The organism is Thalassospira permensis NBRC 106175, from assembly GCF_000714555.1.
In the GTDB taxonomy this organism is placed as follows: Bacteria; Pseudomonadota; Alphaproteobacteria; order Rhodospirillales; family Thalassospiraceae; genus Thalassospira; species Thalassospira xiamenensis.
The window spans coordinates 1-24,019 of record NZ_AUNC01000016.1; the positions used below are offsets into that span (position 1 = coordinate 1).

Genomic DNA, 24,019 nt, shown 5'->3' on the forward strand with positions numbered 1-24,019 from the left:
CTTGGGCCGACAGGCAAGCGCCATGGCAACCATGACGCGCTGGCGCATCCCGCCCGAAAGCTGATGGGGATACCGCCCCAGAAGTTCCTGCGCATCGGGCAGCCGCACCATATCAAGCAGCCGTTTGCTTTCAACAAGCGCATCGGGCTTGGACATGCCTTCATGCAGCATCAGGGATTCCGCAATCTGATCGCCGATGGTGAAAACCGGATTCAGCGACGTCATCGGTTCCTGAAAGATCATCGCGATGTCTTTGCCGCGAATGCGGCGCATCTGTTTTTGCGACAGTGCCAGCAAATCTTCATCGCGATCTTTTGACGTAAACCGGATACGCCCCGATGCATAGGATGCGCCCATCATATCGGCCAGACGCATGATCGACATCGATGTCACCGATTTGCCCGATCCGGACTCTCCGACAATTGCCAATGTCCTTCCGGGTTTCACGGCAAAACTCAGATTTTCGATAACCCGGCTGTCGCCGAACTCAACGGACAAATCTTCGACGGACAGGATCGGAACAGAAACAGCATCAGTCACGCAAACATCCTCGGCAATGTAAGGCGGATGCGCGGGTGGCGCGCACCGGTCAAACCGGTGTCAGTGCTGCAAGAAACGATGGCCGCAAAGAAGGAATTTTCTTCAGGCACGGTGGGGGCCGTGACCTTCTGATCATGCGTAACGGAAAGTTGTAACGCGGTCCCTCTTAACGACGATTGCCAACAACCCTGATACCGAATTCATGGTTTTTTATTTTGTATACAAACCTCATCATTTATTCGACAAATTGTCAACGAATTGAATTTCACTAAATTCAATTCGGTTTAAATGCCCTGCTGCCGCATAATCCACTGCACAGCCCGAACGTATTAAAGGTTTGTTTCAAAACCACAATTTTGCATCGCAACATTTCACCATGTTTCTGGTGTATGCCAACGCACTTCACAATCAAAAGACGAACCCATCACATCGCTTTCGGAACCCACCCCGAAGACTCCTCATGCACCGGCACCAACCATCCTTCCCTTTGCCAAACCATGGCCGGTTTTGGGATACCCCTTTCCGGTCAGAAAATTGGCACCATTAATTTTACCAAAACGGCTCTTTATGGCGCACCACTAATATCCCAGACTGCATGCTCCCTCGCCCCGCAACAAAGGTCATCAGATGCCATCCGAACATAAAAACGAATTTGGCCAACCGGTCGGTCGCCCGGTTGAAAACTGGAAAGAATGCCCGATGCCACCACGCAGCGACATGGCTGGCCGCCATGTCATTGTCAGTCCGACCGATGTGAAACGCGACGCCAGACAGCTATTTGACGCCAACCGCACAGCCATGGACGGATCGCGCTTTACCTATCTTTTCACCGATGCGTTCGAGGATTTTGATGCTTATCAGGCGTGGCTCGAAACCATGACCGCCACCCGCGACCCGATGCTTCATACCATCATCGACAAAGCATCGAACAAGGCCGTCGGCATTGCCGCCTTCATGCGCATCGATACCAAATTTGGCGGCATTGAAATCGGCAATATCAACTATTCCCCGGCGCTTTCGAAAACCATCGGCGGGACAGAGGCGATGTATCTGATGATGAAGCGCGCCTTTGACGAACTGGGTTACCGCCGGTACGAATGGAAATGCGACGATCAGAACGCCCCATCACGTGCCGCCGCCCTGCGATATGGCTTCACCTACGAAGGCACCTTCCGCAACCACATGGTCTATAAGGACCGCAACCGCGATACCGCATGGTTTTCGATTACCGATCTTGAATGGCCGATGGTCAGGGCCGCTTTCGAAGCATGGCTTGCCCCCGGCAACTTTGATGAAACCGGCAAACAACGCAACAGCCTGCAAAGCTTCCGCAGGGCATAATCGCGCCCATAATAGCGCCCCATGAAACACGCCTCTGGTCCGGTGCCGGGTTATTCCCCGACACCGGCAAAGCTGCGCATGTCGAATATGCTGTTATCCAGAAACGCATCCGGGCCGACAAACGCCCGGTCGGCGGCATCATTCGCGCCCTCGACCCGCCAGTCATCATGCGGAAGCGCAACATCAAGCCCCTTGACCGCACGACGATAAAGATCAGGACGATAAATGTCGGAAATAAGCGTACCGAAATCGACGGAGGCATCAACCTGCCCCCAGCGCTGCATCTGTGTGCCAACCCACGCCCCCTGCGACAGCCACGGGAACGTCGCGGTATAGCGATAGAACACATGACGATCAGGCGCCTCAATCGGATTGTCACCGGGTTTAAGCACCGGCCGGCCAAGTAACGAGGCCCGCAGAATATCAAACGATGCCCCGACGTGATTTTCACCAGACAGCAATTGCGCCAGTTCGGTGCGGTTTTCCGGCTGATCGGCCCATTCCGCCGACCGGACAAGCGCACGCACCAGCGCATCCACCGTATCGGGATTGGATTGCACCCAGTCTTCGCGCACGCCAAGAACCTTTTCCGGGCTACGCGCCCAGATATCTTCCTTAAGCGCGACAATCACCCCGTCCCCGTGGAATACCGCCCGCTGGTTCCACGGTTCCCCCACGCAATACCCATCGACCCAGCCATTGCGCAGACTGTCAAACATGCGCGGCGGTGCGATGACGCCGATATTGACGTCCTTGTCCGGGTCAATACCGCCCGCCGCCATCCAGTAACGCAGTTCGTAATTGTGGCTCGAATACGGAAACACGGTCGCAAAGGACATGATCGGACGACCATCCGCCCGGTCCTCGTCGATCACCTTTTTAAGCGCCCGCGCCGAAAGCCCGCGCGGCCCATGCATCGCCGCCGGATCTGCTTCAAGCATCCGCTGATAAAGCCGGGTTGAAACCGTAATCGCATTCCCGCCGCGCCCCAGCGCCATAGGAACCGCAATGCGTTGCGAGGGCATCCCGCCAAGCCCTAGCCGAGCTGCCAGCGGAATACCCGCCAGCAAATGGGCCGCGTCATAAACCCCATAAGACAGCTTGTCGCGAATGGCCGCCCAGGACATTTCCCGGATCAGGGTCAGGTCGATATTTTCTTCCTCGGCAAAGCCCTTGGCACGCGCCACGACAGGCAGGGCACAATCCACAAGCGGTACAAAGCCAAGTCGAACCTGTTTAAGGGACATGCGTTAGAACTCCAACTGAAAGGCCGTGATCACGCTTTGCGCGATTTCAGAAATTTTGCGGTTCTGTTTCATGGCGTTTTTGCGCAGCAGGTTATAGGCCTCATCCTCGCTCAGCCCCTTTTCCTGCATCAACAATCCTTTGGCCCGGTCGATCAGCTTGCGATCATTAAGCTTGGCCTTGGCCTCGTCACGTTCGCGGCGCAATTGATCAAACGCGTTAAAACGCGAAATCGCCATTTCGACGATGGGTCGAATACGATCCTGGCGCAAGCCGTCAACGACATAGGCACTGACCCCGGCCTCGACCGCCTCGCGGATCGTATTGCTGTCGCTTTGATCGACAAACATCGCAATCGGGCGTGCAATAACACGCGATACCTGAAACATCTGTTCAAGCGTATCACGGTCCGGGTTTTCAAGATCAATGATGATGATGTCGGGGGCCAACGCCTGAATGCGTTCGACCAGATTGTATGACGTGCCAATGCGGCTGACACGGGTATAGCCACTTTCGACAAGGCCGCGCTCGACAATGGCGGCACGGTCCGGGTTTTCGTCGATCACCAGAATGCTGAAGTCTTCAAGCTTCATTTAGAACCTTTTCCCTGACGATCAAGGCCTCTCTCCTGTCTGTTCTTTTTCGCCCGGACCTTGATGGCCCGGTGGAAACCGGGATGCGGCACATGCCGCATCCCGGAAAGATCGTATGTTATTCTGCCGGAACCGCCTGCGCACCGGATGGCAGCGCATCGCGTTCCTTCATGGCTTTTTCGAAACGTTCCTTTTCCTCGGCCACGGTCTTTTCCGAGAAACGAACCGCAAGGGCTGCAAAGGAACAGACAATCACGGCAATACCAAGATACATCAGTCCCTGCTGATAGGTCAGTGCTTCGGATTTGAACAGGAAGCCCGCGGCAACCGCCCCGGCATTCCCGCCCGCACCGACAATACCGGCAACCGAGCCAAGCGCCTTGCGGTTAACAAACGGAACAATCCCGAATGTCGCTCCTTCGGACATCTGCACGAAAAGCGAGAAGACCACCATCATCGACACCGCGATGACCAGCGCATCCATCATCGAAAACGCAACAAGCGCAACACCTTCAATGAACAGCGCCAGAAACAGGAATTTGACCCGCCCCGAAAGCCCGCCCTTGGCGGCAAACTTGTCGGAAAACACCCCGCCCAGCGTGCGGGCAAAGATGTTCATCAAACCAAACAGACCGGCAATCAGACCGGCGGTCTGAAGGCTAAGTTCAAACCGGTCAAAGAAATAGATCGCGGCGATGTTGTTGATCGTAAGCTCGACACCGAAACACGCCCCGTATACCAGAAACAGCGCCCAGACCCGGTAATCCTTGGCCGCGGCCAGCATGCCCTTGGTCGCACCGGCATGATCATCTTCCGGCGACAGAGCACCGCTTTTGCGCATATCGGCATAATTGCCATCCGGCGCATCGGTGGTGAAGAACCAGTAAAGTGCCGCAACCACCAGCATGATCACACCCGGAAAGACCATTGCCAGACGCCAGCCCATGGTTTCCGAAACACCAAAGCCAAGCACCATGGCAAGGATCAGCGGCATGACCATCTGTGTCACACCACCGCCAAGGTTACCCCAGCCCGCCGTGGTGGCGTTTGCCGTCCCAACGACGTTCGGCGCAAACATGGTCGAGGTATGATACTGCGTGATCACAAACGATGCCCCGATCGAGCCGATGGCAAGACGCGCCAGCAGGAATGTTTCATAGCTGTCGGCAAGCCCGATCAGCATGACCGGCAGGGAACCGATAACCAGCAACGCCGTATAGGTCTTGCGCGGGCCGATTTTATCGCAAAGCGGCCCGATCAGAAGACGGACCAGAACCGTGATCGCGACAGACGCGATGATGGTATTGCCGATTTCACCCTTGGTCAGGCCAAGATCGTCACGCACAAGCGGCATCAGCGGCGCAATACCGAACCAGCCAAAGAAACACAGGAAGAACGCAAGCCAGGTCAGGTGGAAAGTCCGCATCTGAACAGTCCTAAGACTGAAGAGATTAATGCGCGGAGCCTTGTTTTTGATTTCCATAACAATGAAGCCCTTCGTTTGGGTCACTCCGAACCGGTTTCCCGGTTGTCGCGACCGACGGTTATTTCCCCAAGGGCCGCACGCTTCATCAGATGGATTCCGCTGGCGGCCCGTCATTCGTTTCGACTGCGGCTGCGCCATCGTTGCGCGCCAAAATCAAACGTCTGATCGCCCGCCATTGGACGAAGAACTGTGAGTCACCCGTCATTGGGCCTGCTTCCGTCGAAGCGGCTCACACGAAACAAGTTGTGCAAACCGCGCGCCAATTTTTTCGCAACGCGGAAATTTTCAAATAATTCCCTGAAATTCAATACAATTTATCCACCGCAACTGCACAGACGGAAAACCCGCCATGTCTGGAAGCAGCATATTTGCACATTTTTTAATCTCATCATTTTGCGTGTGGTTATTTTTTAAACAATCACAGGTTTCGCGCAATTTTTGCTTATCCCGCAGGCATCAGAAATCTGTTTTAAAATCATTGCGTTGCAAGTTTTTCGGCGCAATCTGCAGTTCTGGCACGCAACTTGTATAGTAAGGGGCAAGAGCGCGGGCAAGGTCGCCTGCTGCCACGGCAGAAATGCCAAACCCCTATATAGAATCCAATGGCGGGTTCACCCGGATAACGACGTCCGTTGCGAGATTGCCTTTTTGACAGGCAGTGCGCACCGGGCGTTTTTTTTTGCCAATTCGCTTCCCGCGATCAGGAGCCAGAGACAAATGAACCACGTCCCTGCAGCACTTACCAAGAAACCCCGCCTTGTCGTCATCGGCAACGGCATGGCCGGCATGCGCACCGTCGAGGAAATCCTCGGTCGCGCCCCTGACAAATACGAAATCACCGTTTTCGGGGCCGAGCCACGCGTGAACTATAACCGCATCATGCTCTCCCCGCTTCTGTCGGGCGAAAAGGAATTCGACGATATCGTCATCAATACCGCCGAATGGTATCAGGAAAACCGCATCCATCTGTTTTCCGGCGATCCGGTGATTGAAATCGACCGCGCCCGCAAGGTCGTCATTTCCCAAAGCGGCACCGAAACCGTCTATGACCAGCTTCTGCTGGCCACCGGTTCCGACCCGATCATGATCCCGATCCCCGGTCACAAGCTTTCGGGCGTTGTCACCTTCCGCGATGTCGATGATGTCGATACCATGCTGAAAACTGCCGCCAATGGCGGCCCGGCTGTCGTGATCGGTGGCGGTCTTCTGGGCCTTGAGGCCGCTGTTGGCTTGCAGGCACGCGGCATGACGGTCACGGTCCTGCATCTGGCCGGTCACGTGATGGAACGCCAGCTTGATCCGTCGGCGGGTTATCTCCTTGCACAGGAACTGGGCCGTCGGGGCATCAATGTCATTACCGAGGCCGACACCGCCGAAATCGTCGGCACCGATTGCGTAACCGGCGTCCGGCTTAAAGACGGGCGCATGATCCCGGCTGATCTGGTGGTCATGGCTGTTGGCATCCGCCCCAACGGTCGCCTTGCCGCAGACGCGGGACTGACCGTCGAACGCGGCATTGTCGTTGACGATGTCATGACCACCAGTGATCCGGATATCTTTGCCGTTGGCGAATGCGTGCAGCATCGCGGCCAATGCTACGGCCTTGTTGCACCGCTGTTTGAAATGGCAAAATCCTGTGCCGATCATCTGGCCGAAATCGCAACCGATGGCTATGCCGGTTCGGTCACCTCGACCAAGCTGAAAGTCACCGGGGTTGATGTTTTTTCCACCGGTGATTTTTCCGGCGGCGGCGAAACCGAAGAAATCGTCTTCCGCGATGCCGGACGCGGCGTTTACAAACGCATCGTTCTGGAAGACGGCAGGATCAAGGGGGCCGTCCTTTATGGCGATACATCCGATGGCGGCTGGTATTTCCAGCTGATGAAAGATGCTCAGGACGTGACCGAGCTTCGCGATACCCTCGCCTTTGGTCAGGCCTTCGCCGGGGGATCCGCCGGAAACCCTCTTGATGCCGTTGCCGCCCTGCCAGACGACGCAGAGATTTGTGGCTGCAACGGCATTTGCAAGGGAACCATCGTTTCGGCCATCACCGAAAAGGGCCTGACAACGCTTGACGAAGTCAAAGGCCACACCAAGGCATCCGCATCCTGTGGTTCATGCAGCGGCCTTGTCGAAAACCTTCTGGCGGCAACGCTTGGCGGTGATTATCAGGCGGCTGCGGTCAAACCGATCTGCACCTGTACCGATCATGACCATGACAATGTCCGTCGCCTGATCAAGGCCAAGGAACTGAAATCCATGCCTGCCGTCATGCAGGAACTGGAATGGAAATCATCGGACGGCTGCCATGTCTGCCGTCCGGCGCTCAACTATTACCTGCTCGCCGCATGGCCGGGTGAATATGTCGATCATGGTGCGTCGCGCTTCATCAATGAACGCGTCCACGCCAACATTCAGAAAGACGGCACCTATTCGGTGGTGCCCCGCATGTGGGGTGGCCTGACCAACCCGCGCGAATTGCGCGCCATTGCCGATGTCGCCGACAAATTCAATATCCCGACCGTCAAGGTCACCGGCGGGCAGCGCATCGACCTTCTGGGTGTAAAAAAGGAAGACCTGCCCGCTGTCTGGGCCGATCTGAATGCGGCCGGGATGGTTTCGGGTCATGCCTATGGCAAGTCCCTTCGCACGGTCAAAAGCTGTGTCGGGCAGGAATGGTGCCGCTTTGGCACCCAAATGTCGATGAGCATGGCGGTCGACCTTGAAAAAATGACCTGGGGCTCCTGGATGCCCCACAAGTTCAAGATGGCGGTATCAGGTTGCCCGCGCAACTGTGCCGAAGCCACGATCAAGGATTTCGGCATTGTCGCAACCGATGGCGGCTGGGACCTGCATGTGGGTGGCAATGGCGGCATTCATGTCCGCGCGACCGAACTTCTGTGCAAGGTCACAACCGATCAGGAAGTAAAGGAATATTGCGGCGCCTTCATCCAGCTTTACCGCGAAGAAGCCCGCTATCTGGAACGCACCGCCCCCTGGATCGAACGTGTCGGCCTGAAACACGTTCAGGAACGCGTTGTCGATGATGCCGAAAATCGCGCCGCCCTGTTTGAACGTTTCATCGAAAGCCAGAAAACGGCGCAGGTCGATCCGTGGGCCGAACGCGCCAGCCAGGGCGTGGATGCGCACGAATTCAAATCCCTTTCCCTGATCGCAGCGGAGTAACGGCAATGACGGATATCGTAAACTGGGTAAATGTCGGACCGGTCGCCAATATCCCGCTTCAGGGGGCCCGTACCTTCCAGACCGAAACCGATCGCATCGCGATTTTCAGAACCCTTGATGATCACGTCTATGCCCTTCTGGACCGCTGCCCGCACAAGGACGGGCCGCTGGCACAGGGGATCGTGCATGGCCATTTTGTCACCTGTCCGCTGCATAACATGGTCTTTTCGCTTGAAACCGGCGCGGCACAGGGCCCCGATGACGGCTGTGCGGCCAAGGTGGAACTGCGCGTCATTGACGGCACGGTTCATATCGGCCTGACGGCGGAACAAATCGGTCTGCGCCATGCGGGGTGAGGTTAAAACCACCTGTCCTTATTGCGGCGTTGGCTGCGGCCTGATCGTCTCCCCCACCAGGGACGGCTGGGCGGTCGGGGGCGACCCCGATCACCCGGCCAACCGGGGACGGCTATGCTCAAAGGGTGCCGCCCTGATCGATACGATCACCGCCGAGATGAAGCGCGATTTCCGCCTGCTGAAACCCGAAATCTATGGCAAAATCGTCGATTGGCCAACCGCAACACAGGAAACCGCGGATCGCCTGCGCGCAACCATCCAGAAACACGGCCCGAAATCAGTGGCATTCTATGTTTCCGGTCAGTTATTGACCGAGGACTATTATATCGCCAACAAGCTGATCAAGGGCTTCATCGGGTCACCGCATATCGATACCAATTCCCGGCTTTGCATGGCATCGACCGTGGTCGGGCATAAACGTGCCTTTGGTGCCGATGTTGTACCGGGATGCTACGAAGACCTGGAAATTGCCGATCTGGTCGTCCTGACCGGATCGAACCTGGCATGGTGCCATCCGGTCCTGAACCAGCGTTTGCGCGCAGCCAGGGAAAAGCACGGCACCAAGATCGTCGTGATCGACCCGCGCAAAACCGCAAGCTGCGACATCGCCGATCTGCACCTGCCAATCAAACCGGGCAGCGACGTTGCCCTGTTTAACGGCCTGCTGGCATGGCTTGACCAGAACGGTCATTGCGACCTTAAATATGTCGCCCGTCACGTCAAGGGCTATGAAGCAGCCGTCGCCGAGGCACGCGCGGACTGCCCCGATATCGAGAGTACAGCAAAAAAATGCGGCCTCGATTATCCCTCCGAGATCAGTGAGTACGCCGATCATGACGGCTCGGGTCTGGGGAAACTGGAAACGTTCTTTAACTGGTTTGCCGCCTTTGACCGCACGGTCACCGTGTTTTCACAAGGTGTCAACCAGTCCAGCAGCGGCTCTGACAAGGTCAATGCGATCATCAATACCCATCTGGCAACCGGGCGGGTCGGCAAACCGGGATCAAGCCCGTTTTCCGTCACCGGCCAGCCAAACGCCATGGGCGGGCGCGAGGTTGGCGGCCTTGCCAACCAGCTTGCCGCCCACATGGACCCGAACGATGTTAACGACGTTGATCGGGTCCGCCGCTTCTGGAAATCCGATATTCTGGAACCGGGCGAGGGATACAAGGCGGTTGATATGTTCCGCGCCATCGAACGTGGTGAAATCAAGGCCGTCTGGATCATGGCAACAAACCCCGCTGTCAGCCTGCCCGATGCGGACCGCGTCCGTCTTGCCCTGTCGCGTTGCCCGCTTGTCATCGTGTCCGACACGGTGAACGATACTGACACGCTGCGCTATGCCCATATCAAGCTACCCGCCGCCGGTTGGGGCGAAAAATCCGGCACGGTCACCAACTCCGAACGCCGCATTTCCCGCCAACGCCCGTTCCGCGAATTGCAGGGTGACGCCAAACCCGACTGGTGGATAATGACGCAGGTCGCACGCGCCATGGGCTATGGCAAGGCGTTCAAATACCGCGATCCTGCCGACATTTTCGCCGAACACGCCGCCCTGTCGGAATTTGAAAATGACGGGATGCGCGCCTTTGACATCGGCAAATGGCACAAGGCAAAAAAATCGACCTATGACGCCATGGAACCCTTCCAATGGCCCGCATCGCGCAAACATCAGCCCGCAGGCGGGGCCGAACGTCTTTACGGCAATGGCATTTTCACCACCTCAAACGGGCGGGCCCGTATGCTGGCGGTCGCGCATAAACTGCCCATGTCGCAACCGGGCAAGGAATTCCCGCTGATCGCCAATAGCGGCCGCTACCGCGATCAATGGCACACCATGACCCGTACGGGCACCGCTGCGCGCCTTTCGGCCCATCGGCCCGAACCGTTACTCGAAGTCAACATCCTTGATGCCAGGCGTTACAAGCTGACCGATGGCGGCATTGCCAGAATCAAAAGCAAACGCGGCACCGCCCTGATGCGCGTATCCGTATCAGACGCGCAGACGCCCGGCGAAGTCTTCATGCCGATGCACTGGAACGATGTTTATTCATCGGCGGGCGGTATCGGGCGTTTGCCAACCGCCCATGTTGATCCCTTTTCCGGGCAACCGGAAACCAAACATATCCCGGTTTCCATAGAACCGTTTGAACCGCTGTGGCAGGGATTGCTGTTTTCCAACACGCCGGTTGATCTTTCAAACCTGCCCTATTGGGTGGCGGCAACTGGCCCCGGCTGCATGATCTACGAAATCGCCGGCGACAGGCCCTGCCTGTTCAAATCCATGTTGCCAATGGCGGCCAACAATATTGGTAATGAAAACGCCATCGAACACATCATTGAATATAACGACGGCAAAAAAGGCGTTCATCGCTATGCCCGCCTGAATGGCGACCGCATCACGGGTGCGCTTTTTGTCGGCCCGGATCGCCCCGCCCTTGGCCGGGACTGGATATCGGCACTGCTTGGCAATGATGCGATCAGCGGGCCGGAACGCAATGCGCTTCTGGCGGGCCGCATGCCCGATGCGGGTGCCATCAATGACCGGCTGATCTGTTCGTGCTTCTCGGTCGGGCTGGCCGCCATCACGCGCGCCATCCATGATCAGAATGCGGTCAGCACCGCCGATATCGGCCGCCTGTTGCAAGCCGGAACCGGATGCGGCTCCTGCCTGCCGGAACTCAAGGAGATTCTTGATGACGCATTACCGCGCGCCGCAGAATAAGCAGCAGTATAAAACGGCCAAACCCGAAAACCTGTATGGCCTTGAAACGGAAAACCGGGAAACCTTCCCCTTCTTTCCGGCCTTCGTCCATGTCACCGGCAAAAAGGTCGTCGTACTGGGCGGGGGCGAGGTCGCGGCGGGCAAACTCCGCCTGTTGCTGCGCAGTCAGGCCGACATTACCGTCATCGCCCCGGAACTGTGCACCGACATCGCAACGATGGTCAATACCGGCGCGATCCGCTGGGAACCCGCCCCGTTTGTCGATACCATGCTAAACGGTGCGGTGATGATCTTTGACGCCGCCGATGACATGCAATTGACCCGCCGGGTCAAGGTCGCGGCCAAACGGCGCAACATCCTTTTGAATGTCGTCGACAAGACCGAACATTGCGATTTCATCGTGCCGGCAATCCTTGACCGGGCACCGGTGATGGTCACGATCTCGACCGGCGGCTGCGCCCCGGCACTGGCGCGCATCATCCGCCAACGGCTTGAAACCACCCTGCCCGCCTCGATGTCACAACTGGCAAGCCTCGCCCGTAGCGCACGCCGTCGCGTTGCCGCCCACCTGCCCGACAATGTCGCAAGACAACGGTTCTGGACGCGTTTTTTCCAGAACGGATTGCAGGATACCCACCTGAGCCAAAGCACCCCGCAGGACCTTGACGCCGCCCTGACCCGCTTCGTCCCCCAAGGCAGTTCCGCCACCGTCCCGGGTGGCCAGATCCTGCATGCCGATGTTGCGGCCGACAATGCCTTCGACCTCGCCCATGGCATTGCGCGCGCGATTGAAACATCCGACATCATCTTCCACATGCCTGGCATCGCACCTGACATCCTGGGCCTCGCCCGCCGCGACGCCACCGTGATCGAACTTGAAAGCATCGGCGATGATGGAAACATCGATAACGACGCCCGCGAACGCCTGAAACACCAGGCCGCCTTTTTCGCCCGGCAAGGCAGCAATATCACCTGTCTGTATCGAAACTAACGCATTAAAAACCGCGCCAGCCCATCCATTGCCCTGTGAATGCGGTCTTCCGATACCGCATAACAGGCTCGGATATGACCGGCACCCTCTGGCCCAAATGCCTCGCCGGGCGCAAGGCCGATGCCCTCGGACAGCAAAAGCGTCTTGGCAAAGGTCAACGTATCCTCAACCCCATCAACCCGGAAAAACGCATAAAACGCGCCTTCTGCTTCAGGCAGGTGGATGCGGTTCATGTCGCGTAACCGTTCGGTGATTGCCGCGCGCGCACGGCTGTATCTGGCACGCGAACTCGCAACGAAATCCTCGCCCTGCTCAAGCGCCGCAATGCCCGCCTGCTGAACAAACCCCGCCGGGCAGGACACGTTGAATTCCATCATCTTTTCAAGCTCGCCCCCAACCCCCTTGGGTGCTGTGATCCAGCCCAGACGCCAGCCCGTCATCGCCCAGCTTTTGGAAAAGCTGTTGATCACCATGATCCGCGTATCGTCGCTGACATAAGGCACAAATGACGGTGCCACGTCCGATCCGTCATAGATCAGGCGCGCATAAACCTCATCCGCAATCAGCCAGATACCCCGTTCGGTGGCAAATTCGACCAGCTTTTTCTGGTCCTCCGCGGGCATCACCCAGCCGGTCGGATTATTCGGCGAATTGATCAGAATGGCGCGCGTATCGGGCGCACAGGCGGCAATGAATTCATCGATATCAAGCTGCCAGCCATCAATCCCGGCGTGCAACGGCACCGTTGTCACCTGCGCACCCAGAACCTTCGGCATCGCAATGATGTTGGGCCAGATCGGCGCCGTGGTCACCATCCTGTCCCCTGCCGTCAGGATCGACTGCATCGCAATCATCAGGGCATTTAACCCCGATACCGTCACGGTCATGTTTTCACGGTCCAGCGACGTGCCATAAAGACGATCGGCATAAACCGCCAGCGCATCGCGAAGCGGCGTGATACCCCGGTTGGGTTGATAGAACGTGTCACCGGCTTCAAGGGCCGCAATCGCCGCCTTGCGGATGAATTCCGGGGTCGGCTGATCGGGTTCGCCAAACCACAGCGGCACGATATTTCCCCGCCCCATTCCCAGATGGGCAACTTCGCGGATCAGCGACGCCCCGATATCGCGGACATCCTTGCGGATACCGTCTACCGCAAAGGAAGAAGTCGGGATAACGTTCGAAACGGACATATGGAGCGCCCCGATAAAATTGAATTGCCATACAAACAACAGCCAATCCCGTTTTCAACGCCCCGTCAATCGGACAATTTCAAACCGGTATCATCACGCGTGCATGATTTCCCAACAGACCGTGATAGGATTATGATGTGTCTGCAATGACTTAACCGGAAACCAGAATGTTTGATGCCCGTCTGCGCCCGCTGATCGACAAGCCGCTCAATGCCGTCGCCCGCCAGCTATCGGGAAGCGGCATCACGCCCAACATGGTGACTGGCCTTGGTTTTGTCTTTGGTCTCCTGGCCGCCGCCGCACTCGCCTTCCGGCTCGATCATATCGCCCTTGGCCTGATTTTGCTCAGCCGCATCATGGATGGTCTGGACGGGGCCGTTGCCCGCCATACCCAGCCGCGATCCCGTCACGCCGGATCAAAGTCGCAGGAAAGCGACCTTGGCGGTTATTACGATATTGTCGCCGATTTCCTGTTTTATTCGGGTATCATTCTGGCCTTTGCCATCGGACGACCCGAACACGCCCTGATGGCGGCATTCCTGATTTTCTGTTTTGTCGGCACCGGATCAAGTTTTCTGGCCTATGCGATCATCGCGGCCAAAACCGGGCGCAACCATGAAAAACAGGGCAAAAAAAGCTTCTATTACCTGACCGGCATTACCGAAGGCAGCGAAACCATCTTTGTCCTTGTGCTGATATGCGTTTTCCCGCAATGGTTTAATCATATCGCGGCTATTTTTGGCGCGTTATGCGTCCTGACAACAATCGGCCGGGTGATGCAGGCCCGCCGGGATTTCGGATAAGGTCAATGTCCCGCTTTCGCGAAGCTTGAAGTCGCGATCTGCGCGCGCCATATCGAAATCTCTGACGACGAAACAGAAAACACCTTTTTAACCGGTTCGGCACAACATGAAAAAGCAACAAGAACACGCTTCGAAACCGGCAAATGGCACCCGATTTTCCGCCCGTTTTTGCACCATCGCCGCCGCGGCCATGATGCTGTTTGGCTGCGATGACAGCGGCCCGATCAAAATCGGTTTCATCGCCGGTATTTCCGGTGACGGTGCCGATACCGGGATCGCGGCCCTTCACGCGATGGAACTTGCCGCCCAGCAGGTCAACGAAAAAGGCGGCATTCATGGCCGGTCGCTTGAAATCATTGCCCGCGATGATCAGAAAAATCCGGAAACCGCACAGGCCGCAGTCCGCGAATTCAAGGAACTTGGCGTCACCGCGATCATCGGCCCGATCATCAGCTCGATCGGCATGGCGATGCTGCCGGTGATCAACGAACTTGATATCGTGGCCATATCGCCCACCGCCTCGGCTGCGGAATTCACCGGTCTTCGCGATAACTTTTTCCGGATGAATTCGACAACGCGTGAAAATGCCGATGCCTATGCCAGACGCAATATCGACAAGGGGCGCATGCGTATCTCGCTTGCGCTGGACGGTGAAAACGAAGCTTTCACCGAAAGCTGGTATCGTGAATTCCTGCTGACCTTTGACAAGCTTGGCGGGCGGGTTGTCTCGAAAGTCTGGTTCAACACCGCCGATACCACCAAACAGGATGTCGCACGGCAATTACGCGCCGATAGTCCCGATGCGATCATCTTTATTGCCAATGGTGTCGATAGCGCCGAACTGGCAAAGGAAATCCGCAAAATTGATCGTGACATCCCGCTTTCGACCGCCGAATGGGCCGGAACGGAACAATTGATCACCTTCGGCGGGGATGCCGTCGAAGGCATGGAACTGCTGCAAACCTATGATCGTTACGCCACCAACCCGCACTATCAGAAATTTGTCGCCGATTACCGGAATAAGTTCAACGAACAGCCCGGCTATACCAGTGTCCTGGCCTATGATGCGATGACCGTTTTGGTCGCAGCCCTTGAAACCCGTGCCCCCGATCAACCGCTTTCGGATGCGCTTGTGACCCTGCCACCGCAACAGGGCCTGCATCAGGAATTGATGTTTGACCAATTCGGTGACGGCAAACGCGATGCCTATTTCGTAAAAATCAAAAACGGGCAGTTCATTCTGGAATAAAAAAACCCCGACGGATCGGGGCTTTTGCTGGTCTGGATTGACAAATCAATGATCTGATTCTTCGACAAAATTCTCAGAAAGGCCAGTATCGTATTCCATGCCCTCACGGGTCAGGACGATGCTGGCCGGATAACCTTCGCGCGCCAGTCCCTTGCGGGCCAAAGCCACCCAGACCGCCGGATTGGCAAAGCCGCTGGCGTCGCGCGCGGCAACCACGAATTTCCCGACATGAACATGATCCCCATGCGCATGCGGAATACGCAAAAGGGTCGCATCACCCGTGGCTTCGTCAATCGATCCCGAATTCGGATCCTTGGCGATAATCTGCGCCAGCACAAGCGTGCGCAGCTGCAGGTTATTGAGCTTCAGCGGATTTTTGCGTTGTACCGGCATGATGTCGTCCTGATGGTTTGAAACTGTTGGCCCAGATATCTGCGACTGCGCGCAAATATTCAAGCCCTGATTTGTTTATCACACGCCCCCTGCCAGCATTTTGCGCAATTTCCGGTCACGCTTTAAATGCCATTCGCGGCTCATCGCCTCGCCAAAGGTGCGGAACCGTTCGACATAAACAAGCTCCCATTGCCGCCCGCGTGTCGTCTTGGCTCCCTTGCCGCTGTTATGCGTCGCAAGCCGGGCCTCGACATCGGTTGACCAGCCAACATAGGTACGCGGGCGGGGCATATCCCGCTCGCGCAACACATAGACAAAGGTGAATGACGCCATGCTAGCACCACCCTTTGCGCCGGGCATTTGGTGATATGCTGGATTTCGTTGCAGGACGTGTCGAAAATGCCGGTTTGTGAGAACCGGCGCGCAGCGTACTCAAGGTACGTGAGCACCGGAAGCGCAGCAAATGGGCATTTGCAGACCGCCCTGTGACGAAAGACGACATATCAGCCCATGGTCGAGTTGAAGGCACCACCATCTAGCAGAATGTTTTGACCAACCATAAACTTTGCATGCTCGCTGCACATGAAGGCACAGGTCGCCCCGAAATCAATCGGGTCACCAAAACGCCCGGTCGGCAGACCCGCCTGCGTTTTGGTACGCGCCTCTTCAAGGCTGATATTCTCGTTCTTCGCCCGATTGGTCATCAATGCATTGATGCGATCCGTATCATGTTGGCCCGGCAACAGGTTGTTCATAATCACGCCATCCTTGGCCACCTGGCGCGCGGTTCCAGCCACAAAACCGGTAAGGCCTGCGCGTGCGGCATTCGAAAGGCCCAGATGCGGGATCGGCGATTTGACCGAACCCGATGTAATATTGACGATCCGGCCCCATTTGCGCGAAATCATGCCCGGCAAAACCGCCGTCGCCAACAGGATCGGGGTGAGCATGTTGGACTGAACCGCCGCCTCCCATTCCTTCTGTCCCCAATCGGACCAGATACCGGGCGGCGGGCCACCGGCATTATTGACCAGAATATCGGGCATGCCTTCGGCCGCCAGAACCTTGTTGCGGCCCTCTTCGGTGGTGATGTCACACGCAACCGTCGTGACTTTCACCCCATATGTATCGCGGATATATTCCGCCGTTTCCTTTAACGGCCCTTCGGAGCGCGCATTCAGCGTCAGATCAACACCCGCCTCGGCCAGTTTGATCGCGCAACCACGCCCAAGTCCCTTTGATGACGCGCAGACAATCGCCTTGCGGCCCTTGATTCCCAGATCCAATGGATCCTCCCGTTCTGGAGTTCTTGCAATGGCAGGAATTTAGACCGCGCGCCTTCAAGGGTCAAACGCACTTCCACAATTTGGAATGATTTAAAAACCGAATATTCCAAAACACACGAGCAATGCGCACAATCATTGTGTTCTGCTGCTTGGGAAAGGAAGCATTTTGTAACGTATCGGACGTTTCCGAGCCACAAAGTGCTGTCTTCTGTTGCAGGCTATTGGTTTGTATCTTACCGTATAGGTAATAAACAGGCAGCCTGAATCAAAGGCTTAGATCGTCTCGGTTGCTTGCTAGGGACACAGCATAGCGCATGGTATTGCATTCGAAATTCACAGTAATTCGGTCAAAAGATTTGGCTGAGCTACAGGAATTCGTTTCTGATTTTTCTTCACCACTGCGACTCAGGATCAATCGAAAAGGGGACGAGATTGATGCCGATATGGCGCTTGCCATGATCGGGAACCAACCGTTTTTGCATGGAACGTTCGGGACTGCACGTGTCGACTGGCAGTCTGCCGGGGAAGGCAGCGATACAATGATGCTGTTTGTCCCGACCGATGGTTGGGGCGAAATCACCCACCTTGGCCGCACGTGGGATCTGACACCCAACCAAGGCATGATGCGCGACCTAAGTATCGAGACAACAGCCTATCAGGAACAGTTTCATTCCTATGTCCTGCCGATCTCTAAAACCCGGATCAGGGAACATGCAAGAAACCTTGGTGGGGAGCTTATGGGACTTTACCCGATAGAATTTGATCCGGTTGCCAATCTTACGACCTCCGGTGGGCAAATGATCCGGCACTATATGCAATTTCTGGCAAGTTCCCTTAATCACGGGCTGATGGATAAGCCAAATAAATTAGTGACTTCACAGGCCTGCGATCTTTTGCTGACACATATACTGACCCAACTGAAAAGCAATGTGCAGGATATCCTCACCGGTCAGGAAGTTTCGCGTGTCGTTCCTCGCCATGTCAAGCGCGCTCAGGACTATATCCATGCGAACCCGTCTGAAACTCTTGACATGGTGTCATTGTCAGAAACTGCCGAGTGCAGTTACCGCACTTTGCAACGCGGCTTCATTGATGCCTTTGGGCTGACGCCGCGACAGTATATTCGCAAGGTTCGTCTACAGCTTGTTCGCAATGATCTGATGTCAACTGACGTCACGGACCCAGTTGCGACCATCGCCCGGCGATGGGGCTTTGGCCATATGGGACGTTTCGCACAGGAATATATACAAGAATTTGGCGAACGTCCGACCAAAACAGCACGCAAAGCGTAGGCCAAAATATCCGATTTCGGACACCACTATCCACTTCACGACAAAAAGTAATCGTCGCAGAAATCCGCGATTGTTTGACGCGTGGTTGTTACCTACACCACGTGGTAACAGGTGCTGGGAAAACAGCGCAAAAACAATTCAACAGGATGTCGGACAAGCTTTGTCATTTTCTGAAAGGCTTCTGCAAGGTCACCCCATGAAGATCGCTTATATACGCCCCCGGTTTTCCGCGTGGCTGGTGCTGATGGCACTTGCCTGTCCAATGGAAGAGGCCAAGGCAGAAGAAGGCGACACCCCCAAATGGGGACCGCATCTTGACCTTGAAGGCAAGGCAGGCACAAACCGTAATCTGGGTGAAGTCGATCTTTTCATGCCGCTTCTTCAGAATGAAGATACGCTGTTCTTTACTAATTTACGTACGCGCATGGATGATGGCAGCAGTGTTGAAGGCAATTTTGGCGTTGGACTACGCCATATGCTTGGCAGTGGCTGGAATGTTGGCGGCATTGCTTATTTTGACCGGCGCAAAAGCGAATGGGATAATTATTACAATCAGATCACGCTGGGGCTTGAGGCCCTGTCCACCGATTGGGATTTTCGTAGCAACGCCTATATCCCGCAGGGAAGCCGTGTTCGCAATGTTGACGCCTTGAACGAGGCCAATCTGTCGGGCACCACCATCAGCTTCCGCGGCGGCGAAGAACGCAGCATGGCGGGCTTTGATGGCGAAATTGGCTGGCGTCTGCCGGTCTATGAACCAGAAGAACCCCGGCAAATCCGATTGTTTGCCGGTGGATATCATTTCTTTGCCGATAAAGTCGAGGACATAACCGGCCCACGACTGCGGGCTGAAATGGCATTCGACGAGGTCCCCTGGCTTTGGAACGGATCGCGCTTTTCCATAGGCGGCGAATGGCAACATGACAAACCGCGTGGCTCACAGGGATTTGTTACAGCACGTCTGCGCATTCCGCTGCAATTCTTTGGCGCAGGCCGCAAGCGCCTGACACCGATGGAACGGCGCATGACTGATCCGGTGGTCCGTGACATTGATATTGTCAGCCAAGCTGGCGCCTTCGGCCCGGTTGAAACCGCCACAGAAACAGCCGATGGCCAAACTTTGACGGTTATCAACGCCTCATCGGTGGTCGATACAGATGATTTCAATATTGACCTGGGCACAGCAGGGGCCAATACGGTTATCATTGACGGAACAATTGATGTAGATAAGCAGGTAAATATGGTTGCCGGTCAAACTCTTGTCGGGTCTGGCAATATCACTGTTAGATCCCCTTCCGGTCGGGAAGCGGTCCTGACCATCTCTGGCGGCAAAATCGCGGCGACGAACCAAAATAACGCCTATACACTGCTGATGAGAAATAATACCAAACTGATCGGAATGACCGTCAGCAATTCGAATAATGGGACTGGCACGTTTGCCGTTCGCGCTGACAACACAACCGGTGTCACAATCGAAAACAGCACACTTACGTCCTTTGATGGGACAACGAGTAGCGTTGCCATCGCAGCCAGTGGCTCAACCAATCTGGTCGTTCGTAACAACACGTTATCGGCATCATCCAATACCGCCACTACGAACGGAATTGTTGTTGGAAACGCCACCAATGCGACCATTGCCAACAACAGGTTTTCACTTTCAACCACCGGCACCAAAAGAGTTATTACCGGTAACGGAACAATAATTTTCAACGTCGCATCAACCGGGAACACGACCAATGATGGTAGCTGTTTCTTTGCTGCGCCACCGACACGTTCTGTAGGCTTTAGCACCATCAATTGCCCGTAGAATAAACGGCGAGTTGACAGCAAAGACCTCAGCCAAACACCGCATCATGCGCCGTAACATAGGCAATAGCGGCCTTGGACACATCGCTTGCCGTCATGCCGGATTTATAGATGCCTGACCCAAGGCCAAAGCCGTCACAGCCTGCCTTGGCATAGACGCTAAAATCATCCGGCCCGACCCCGCCAACCGCATAGACCGGCATGTCTTTTGGCAATACGGCACGCATTGCCTTGATGCCCTCCGCACCGATGATGCTGGCCGGAAAGATTTTAAGCCCGCTTGCACCGGCCCTGATCGCGGCAAAACATTCGCTCGGTGTCAGAACACCGGGCCACGATCCAAGGCCCAATTCCTTGGTTCTGGCGATCACCTCGATATCGCAATTGGGCGATACGATGAATTCGCCCTTGGCCGCCTTGACCTGTTCGGCGTCTTCGGGTGTTAAAACCGTCCCCGCCCCGATCAATGCCGCCGCGCCAACTTCATCCTTCATCGCCGCAATGCTTTTAAGCGGTTCGGGGGAATTGAGCGGCACCTCGATCATGGTGATTCCGGCATCGACAAGCGCACGCGCCATCCCGGCCGCTTCATCGGGTTTCACCCCGCGCAGGATGGCAATCAGCTTGCGATGGGAAACCGGTTCCACCGCGTCCGTAATCTGTGAATTTACCGAAGTCGGATATGCCATGTTACACCTGCGAAACCTTGAAAAACAAAATACTGTTATGCATTGCGGATGGCCTGATGCGCCGCCGCAAGACCGGCAATCGTGATCGCCTGCCCATCAACGGCATGCGCATCAAACCCATGCACCGCCAACGCCTTGCGATACAAACCGGCAAGCTTGCCATCCCCGATCAGGGCAATCTGCGCATTTCCGTCCAGCGCGCCAACGACATCGGCAATTTCCGAACCGATCACAGCCCCGGAAAGAACCGCGGCACCCGCAACATTTGCGGCATTCGCATTGCCAACCAGCCCGCCTGCACGCACCGTAAACAGCTTGTGCAGGAAACCGGTCGGTGCATCGGATGCATCGCGTATCGCGGCCTCGAAAGTGGCATCATCCCATCGATCATCCATTGAATGGCGCAGGATCGATTGCCCGGAAAGCAGGGCAAAAACCTCGCCACTCATATAGGTTTTAAATCCAAGGATCGCTCCGCCCGAAACCCGCGCCCATTTCGAATGGGTGCCCGGCAAACAGACCCAGCCATCAAATCCCGGCTGCGAGGCCATAAACCCGACAAGCTGGGTTTCCTCGCCCCGCATCACATCGGGATCATCGACCTGCTTAAGCCCCGGCAAAATCGCAACATCAATCCTTTGATCGGAAAGGACCGGGCGTACCGCGCCGGATGCCAATTCATCCGGGCGCACCGGCACCGAACAATACGGCGCTTCAAGCCACCCCTGCTTTGCCCCGGCCATGCCGCAAATCACAACCCGCATCCGATCAGATACCCCGGATGGCAACCACCGACCAATCAGATCGATCAGAACGCCCTCAAACCCAAGTGCCGCATCCGCCGCAATCGCATTCATGCCAAGCCGGCTTGAGACCTGATCAAGGATATTGGCACGATCATCCATCGCCCATGCCCGAACGTTGGATGTTCCCCAATCCACGGCAATCCATGCGGCGGAAGATTTAAGTTCCGATTGTGACACGGCCACCCTGCCCTCAAACGTTATGATTTGTTTGAATTCCTCATACTATTTGCAACAGGGCCGGTCAATCTGCGTCTGCACAGATGATCGGCTGAATGGCGGGATCATTGCACCCGATCATTGCACCCAATCACTGCGCCAGATCACTGAGCAAGAAGCTCCTGATGCGACCGCCAGTTTTGCGCTTCGATAAACACCTTCGCGACACCGGGAATGGTGGATCGGATATCGGCTTCGACCTGGGAAACGGTCGCCTCTATCTGGTTCGAACTGATATTGTCCTGAAAATCGACACTGATGCACACCATAAGGCTTTGCGGACCTTGATGCAGTGTAATGATTTCATTGGCGCGCTTGATCCCGGGAATGGCATTCACCATTGCAGTGATCTTTGACCGGGTTTCGGCCGTGGCACTTTCACCGATCAGCAATCCCTTGCATTCCACCGCAAGGAAGAACGCCGTAACCGCCAGAATGACGCCAATCGCAACCGATGCAATCCCGTCCAGAAGCGGCATATCAAGAACATACGCCGCCGATATCCCGAAAAAGGCAACGATCAGGCCAAGCATGGCCGCACTGTCTTCAAACAGGATGACGATCACGGTCGGATCTTTGGTATCGTGAATGGCCTTCAAAACTGGCGTATCGGGATGTTGCGTGACAAAGGCCCGGTAGGCTGTCCGGAACGCCACCCCTTCCAGCAGCATGGCAACCACAAGGATCGACAGCACGACATGATAGGTCATGACATCGAACCCGCCGATGCTGGCAACCATATGAATATCAAGCGCATGGGGATGAATGATCTTGTCCACCCCTTCCCAGATCGAAACCCCCGCCCCAAGGCCAAAAATCATCACCGCCACCAGAAACGACCAGAAATAGGTTTCCTTGCCATAACCAAGCGGATGCTGCTTGTCGGGTTGCTTGTTTGACAGCCGGATACCAAGCAGAAGCAATCCCTGATTTCCGGTATCAACCAGCGAATGGATCCCTTCTGACATCATCGCGGCAGACCCGGTAACCGCCGCCCCGCCAAACTTGGCAACGGCGATCAAAAGATTGGCGGCAGCAGCCATATAAATGGCGCCTTTGGAAGAATGAGACATGATATGGTGGCTTCCGGGTTTTGTGGTTGTCAGGGTCAGGACCAGGGACTGGAAAGATTGTTGATCGGCCGATCTTCTTTGATCAGAAAATCCAGATTGCGCAACAGTCTAACCTGTTTTCACGAAATGTCATTGCTGGCAATGATATACGGGTTCACGCAAGAGACAGGCTGCTTTGAAACGCGGATACGATTTCGATGCCTCCCGCCGCAGAAGACCCGCTACAGAAGCAATCATCCTGCCATTTCTGCCCGTCGATGAAATTGAAAAATCCCTGTTTTCAATGGATAACAGCCTATCATGGCGATCTGACACCCAATGTTACACTCTTGCGTCGCAATTTTACTGTGTGATTGCCTCAAGGTTCCTGCCACCTGCCGTCCAATTCGCAATAGATTTTCAAATCTTTTTAATCGCCTGTTGTTCATCAAGGGCGAATGAAGAGCAGGTTACCTGCCGCATGAAAAGAGGGAGACTTTGGGTGCAATTGACAGCACGCGCCGCATACAAGACAGGCATCCCGTTTGCGGGCGCTTGTTTTTCAAGTATCTGCCCCCCTGTTGTGACCAACCGGGCAAGGGCCGAACTGCGCCACCGGGAAGCATTTCCATGTGCTTTTGCCTTGCCTGTTCGTTGCCGTGACAAACACCTGAAACCGGCCAATGATGTCGTCCGAAGACGGAAAATCACTGCTTCCTGTTTCCTTGCACCCAAGACAGGTCCATCATTCAATTATTCCGCAAGGACCGA

Annotated in this window: 20 protein-coding genes; 9 read left to right on the forward strand and 11 right to left on the reverse strand. The window is 55.8% G+C overall.

Features of this window, described 5'->3' with window-relative positions; translation table 11 throughout:
- Positions 1–540 (reverse strand): ATP-binding cassette domain-containing protein (locus SMB34_RS09935; RefSeq protein ID WP_037989696.1); only part of this gene is annotated, 540 nt, incomplete at its 3' end.
- 627 nt (positions 541–1,167) lie between these two features.
- Here SMB34_RS09935 and SMB34_RS09940 point away from each other — a divergent pair.
- The gene (locus SMB34_RS09940; protein WP_037989697.1) at positions 1,168–1,881 is read left to right on the forward strand and encodes a GNAT family N-acetyltransferase; all 714 of its coding nucleotides are present in this window, start codon (positions 1,168–1,170) and stop codon (positions 1,879–1,881) included.
- Between the two features lie 50 nt (positions 1,882–1,931).
- Here the strand turns inward: SMB34_RS09940 and SMB34_RS09945 are convergent, their stop codons facing one another.
- From SMB34_RS09945 to SMB34_RS09955, 3 genes are all read right to left on the reverse strand, one after another.
- Positions 1,932–3,128 (reverse strand): CmpA/NrtA family ABC transporter substrate-binding protein, encoded by a 1,197-nt coding sequence (locus SMB34_RS09945; protein WP_007091384.1) that lies wholly within the window; start codon positions 3,126–3,128, stop codon positions 1,932–1,934.
- Between the two features lie 3 nt (positions 3,129–3,131).
- Positions 3,132–3,719: an ANTAR domain-containing response regulator gene (locus SMB34_RS09950; RefSeq protein ID WP_007091383.1), complete on the reverse strand. Its 588-nt coding sequence runs from the start codon at positions 3,717–3,719 to the stop codon at positions 3,132–3,134.
- Between the two features lie 118 nt (positions 3,720–3,837).
- Positions 3,838–5,145: an MFS transporter gene (locus tag SMB34_RS09955; RefSeq protein WP_240478801.1), complete on the reverse strand. Its 1,308-nt coding sequence runs from the start codon at positions 5,143–5,145 to the stop codon at positions 3,838–3,840.
- Positions 5,146–5,922: 777 nt separating this feature from the next.
- Here SMB34_RS09955 and nirB point away from each other — a divergent pair.
- Genes nirB through SMB34_RS09980 form a run of 4 tightly spaced genes read left to right on the forward strand, consistent with a single transcriptional unit; the run spans position 5,923 to position 12,463 of the window.
- The gene (gene nirB / locus SMB34_RS09965; RefSeq protein ID WP_037989704.1) at positions 5,923–8,391 is read left to right on the forward strand and encodes a nitrite reductase large subunit NirB; all 2,469 of its coding nucleotides are present in this window, start codon (positions 5,923–5,925) and stop codon (positions 8,389–8,391) included.
- Between the two features lie 5 nt (positions 8,392–8,396).
- Positions 8,397–8,747 (forward strand): nitrite reductase small subunit NirD, encoded by a 351-nt coding sequence (gene nirD, locus SMB34_RS09970; RefSeq protein WP_037989707.1) that lies wholly within the window; start codon positions 8,397–8,399, stop codon positions 8,745–8,747.
- Complete coding sequence (locus tag SMB34_RS09975; protein WP_037989711.1) at positions 8,737–11,472, forward strand: nitrate reductase; 2,736 nt, start codon at positions 8,737–8,739, stop codon at positions 11,470–11,472. Before nirD ends, SMB34_RS09975 begins: the two co-directional genes overlap by 11 nt.
- Entirely contained in the window at positions 11,444–12,463 is a 1,020-nt protein-coding gene (locus SMB34_RS09980) for a precorrin-2 dehydrogenase/sirohydrochlorin ferrochelatase family protein (protein WP_037989716.1), read from the forward strand. The genes SMB34_RS09975 and SMB34_RS09980 overlap by 29 nt, the downstream gene beginning before the upstream one ends.
- On the opposite strand, the gene SMB34_RS09985 is transcribed toward SMB34_RS09980, so the two are convergent.
- Positions 12,460–13,656: a pyridoxal phosphate-dependent aminotransferase gene (locus SMB34_RS09985; RefSeq protein WP_037989719.1), complete on the reverse strand. Its 1,197-nt coding sequence runs from the start codon at positions 13,654–13,656 to the stop codon at positions 12,460–12,462. The genes SMB34_RS09980 and SMB34_RS09985 overlap by 4 nt on opposite strands.
- Positions 13,657–13,823: 167 nt before the next feature.
- On the opposite strand from SMB34_RS09985, the gene SMB34_RS09990 reads away from it, so the two are divergent.
- Positions 13,824–14,459 carry a CDP-alcohol phosphatidyltransferase family protein gene (locus tag SMB34_RS09990; RefSeq protein WP_037989722.1) on the forward strand — a complete coding sequence of 212 codons (636 nt, stop codon included), beginning with the start codon at positions 13,824–13,826 and terminating at the stop codon, positions 14,457–14,459.
- 106 nt (positions 14,460–14,565) lie between these two features.
- The gene (locus tag SMB34_RS09995; RefSeq protein WP_037989724.1) at positions 14,566–15,708 is read left to right on the forward strand and encodes an ABC transporter substrate-binding protein; all 1,143 of its coding nucleotides are present in this window, start codon (positions 14,566–14,568) and stop codon (positions 15,706–15,708) included.
- A 45-nt stretch (positions 15,709–15,753) separates the two neighbouring features.
- Here SMB34_RS09995 and SMB34_RS10000 read toward each other — a convergent pair whose 3' ends face one another.
- The 3 genes from SMB34_RS10000 to SMB34_RS10010 form a co-directional block, all read right to left on the reverse strand.
- Complete coding sequence (locus SMB34_RS10000) at positions 15,754–16,101, reverse strand: hypothetical protein (RefSeq protein ID WP_037989728.1); 348 nt, start codon at positions 16,099–16,101, stop codon at positions 15,754–15,756.
- Positions 16,102–16,179: 78 nt separating this feature from the next.
- The gene (locus SMB34_RS10005) at positions 16,180–16,434 is read right to left on the reverse strand and encodes a GIY-YIG nuclease family protein (RefSeq protein WP_037989785.1); all 255 of its coding nucleotides are present in this window, start codon (positions 16,432–16,434) and stop codon (positions 16,180–16,182) included.
- Between the two features lie 170 nt (positions 16,435–16,604).
- On the reverse strand, positions 16,605–17,387 hold the full coding sequence (locus tag SMB34_RS10010; RefSeq protein ID WP_037989730.1) for an SDR family oxidoreductase: 783 nt from the start codon (positions 17,385–17,387) through the stop codon (positions 16,605–16,607).
- Positions 17,388–17,743: 356 nt separating this feature from the next.
- Here SMB34_RS10010 and SMB34_RS20645 point away from each other — a divergent pair, with 356 nt between their 5' ends.
- Both SMB34_RS20645 and SMB34_RS10020 read left to right on the forward strand, forming a co-directional pair.
- On the forward strand, positions 17,744–18,679 hold the full coding sequence (locus SMB34_RS20645) for an AraC family transcriptional regulator (protein ID WP_167332757.1): 936 nt from the start codon (positions 17,744–17,746) through the stop codon (positions 18,677–18,679).
- A 196-nt stretch (positions 18,680–18,875) separates the two neighbouring features.
- The gene (locus SMB34_RS10020) at positions 18,876–20,486 is read left to right on the forward strand and encodes an inverse autotransporter beta domain-containing protein (protein WP_037989732.1); all 1,611 of its coding nucleotides are present in this window, start codon (positions 18,876–18,878) and stop codon (positions 20,484–20,486) included.
- 28 nt (positions 20,487–20,514) lie between these two features.
- Here SMB34_RS10020 and SMB34_RS10025 read toward each other — a convergent pair whose 3' ends face one another.
- The 3 genes from SMB34_RS10025 to SMB34_RS10035 all read right to left on the reverse strand — a co-directional run bounded on the left by SMB34_RS10025 (position 20,515) and on the right by SMB34_RS10035 (position 23,269).
- On the reverse strand, positions 20,515–21,174 hold the full coding sequence (locus SMB34_RS10025; RefSeq protein WP_037989736.1) for a 2-dehydro-3-deoxy-6-phosphogalactonate aldolase: 660 nt from the start codon (positions 21,172–21,174) through the stop codon (positions 20,515–20,517).
- A 35-nt stretch (positions 21,175–21,209) separates the two neighbouring features.
- Positions 21,210–22,157, reverse strand: coding sequence for a 2-dehydro-3-deoxygalactonokinase (locus SMB34_RS10030; RefSeq protein ID WP_037989788.1), 948 nt, complete (start codon positions 22,155–22,157; stop codon positions 21,210–21,212).
- A 143-nt stretch (positions 22,158–22,300) separates the two neighbouring features.
- Positions 22,301–23,269, reverse strand: coding sequence for a cation diffusion facilitator family transporter (locus SMB34_RS10035; protein ID WP_051682228.1), 969 nt, complete (start codon positions 23,267–23,269; stop codon positions 22,301–22,303).
- Positions 23,270–24,019: the final 750 nt, after the last annotated feature.

What these genes read in the sequence shown, in the direction of transcription:
- SMB34_RS09940 (WP_037989697.1), top strand. Translation starts at nt 1,168, where the DNA reads ATGCCATCCGAACATAAAAACGAATTTGGCCAACCGGTCGGTCGCCCG.
- SMB34_RS09945 (WP_007091384.1), bottom strand. Translation starts at nt 3,128, where the DNA reads ATGTCCCTTAAACAGGTTCGACTTGGCTTTGTACCGCTTGTGGATTGT.
- SMB34_RS09950 (WP_007091383.1), bottom strand. Translation starts at nt 3,719, where the DNA reads ATGAAGCTTGAAGACTTCAGCATTCTGGTGATCGACGAAAACCCGGAC.
- SMB34_RS09955 (WP_240478801.1), bottom strand. Translation starts at nt 5,145, where the DNA reads ATGCGGACTTTCCACCTGACCTGGCTTGCGTTCTTCCTGTGTTTCTTT.
- nirB (WP_037989704.1), top strand. Translation starts at nt 5,923, where the DNA reads ATGAACCACGTCCCTGCAGCACTTACCAAGAAACCCCGCCTTGTCGTC.
- nirD (WP_037989707.1), top strand. Translation starts at nt 8,397, where the DNA reads ATGACGGATATCGTAAACTGGGTAAATGTCGGACCGGTCGCCAATATC.
- SMB34_RS09975 (WP_037989711.1), top strand. Translation starts at nt 8,737, where the DNA reads ATGCGGGGTGAGGTTAAAACCACCTGTCCTTATTGCGGCGTTGGCTGC.
- SMB34_RS09980 (WP_037989716.1), top strand. Translation starts at nt 11,444, where the DNA reads ATGACGCATTACCGCGCGCCGCAGAATAAGCAGCAGTATAAAACGGCC.
- SMB34_RS09985 (WP_037989719.1), bottom strand. Translation starts at nt 13,656, where the DNA reads ATGTCCGTTTCGAACGTTATCCCGACTTCTTCCTTTGCGGTAGACGGT.
- SMB34_RS09990 (WP_037989722.1), top strand. Translation starts at nt 13,824, where the DNA reads ATGTTTGATGCCCGTCTGCGCCCGCTGATCGACAAGCCGCTCAATGCC.
- SMB34_RS09995 (WP_037989724.1), top strand. Translation starts at nt 14,566, where the DNA reads ATGAAAAAGCAACAAGAACACGCTTCGAAACCGGCAAATGGCACCCGA.
- SMB34_RS10000 (WP_037989728.1), bottom strand. Translation starts at nt 16,101, where the DNA reads ATGCCGGTACAACGCAAAAATCCGCTGAAGCTCAATAACCTGCAGCTG.
- SMB34_RS10005 (WP_037989785.1), bottom strand. Translation starts at nt 16,434, where the DNA reads ATGGCGTCATTCACCTTTGTCTATGTGTTGCGCGAGCGGGATATGCCC.
- SMB34_RS10020 (WP_037989732.1), top strand. Translation starts at nt 18,876, where the DNA reads ATGAAGATCGCTTATATACGCCCCCGGTTTTCCGCGTGGCTGGTGCTG.
- SMB34_RS10025 (WP_037989736.1), bottom strand. Translation starts at nt 21,174, where the DNA reads ATGGCATATCCGACTTCGGTAAATTCACAGATTACGGACGCGGTGGAA.
- SMB34_RS10035 (WP_051682228.1), bottom strand. Translation starts at nt 23,269, where the DNA reads ATGTCTCATTCTTCCAAAGGCGCCATTTATATGGCTGCTGCCGCCAAT.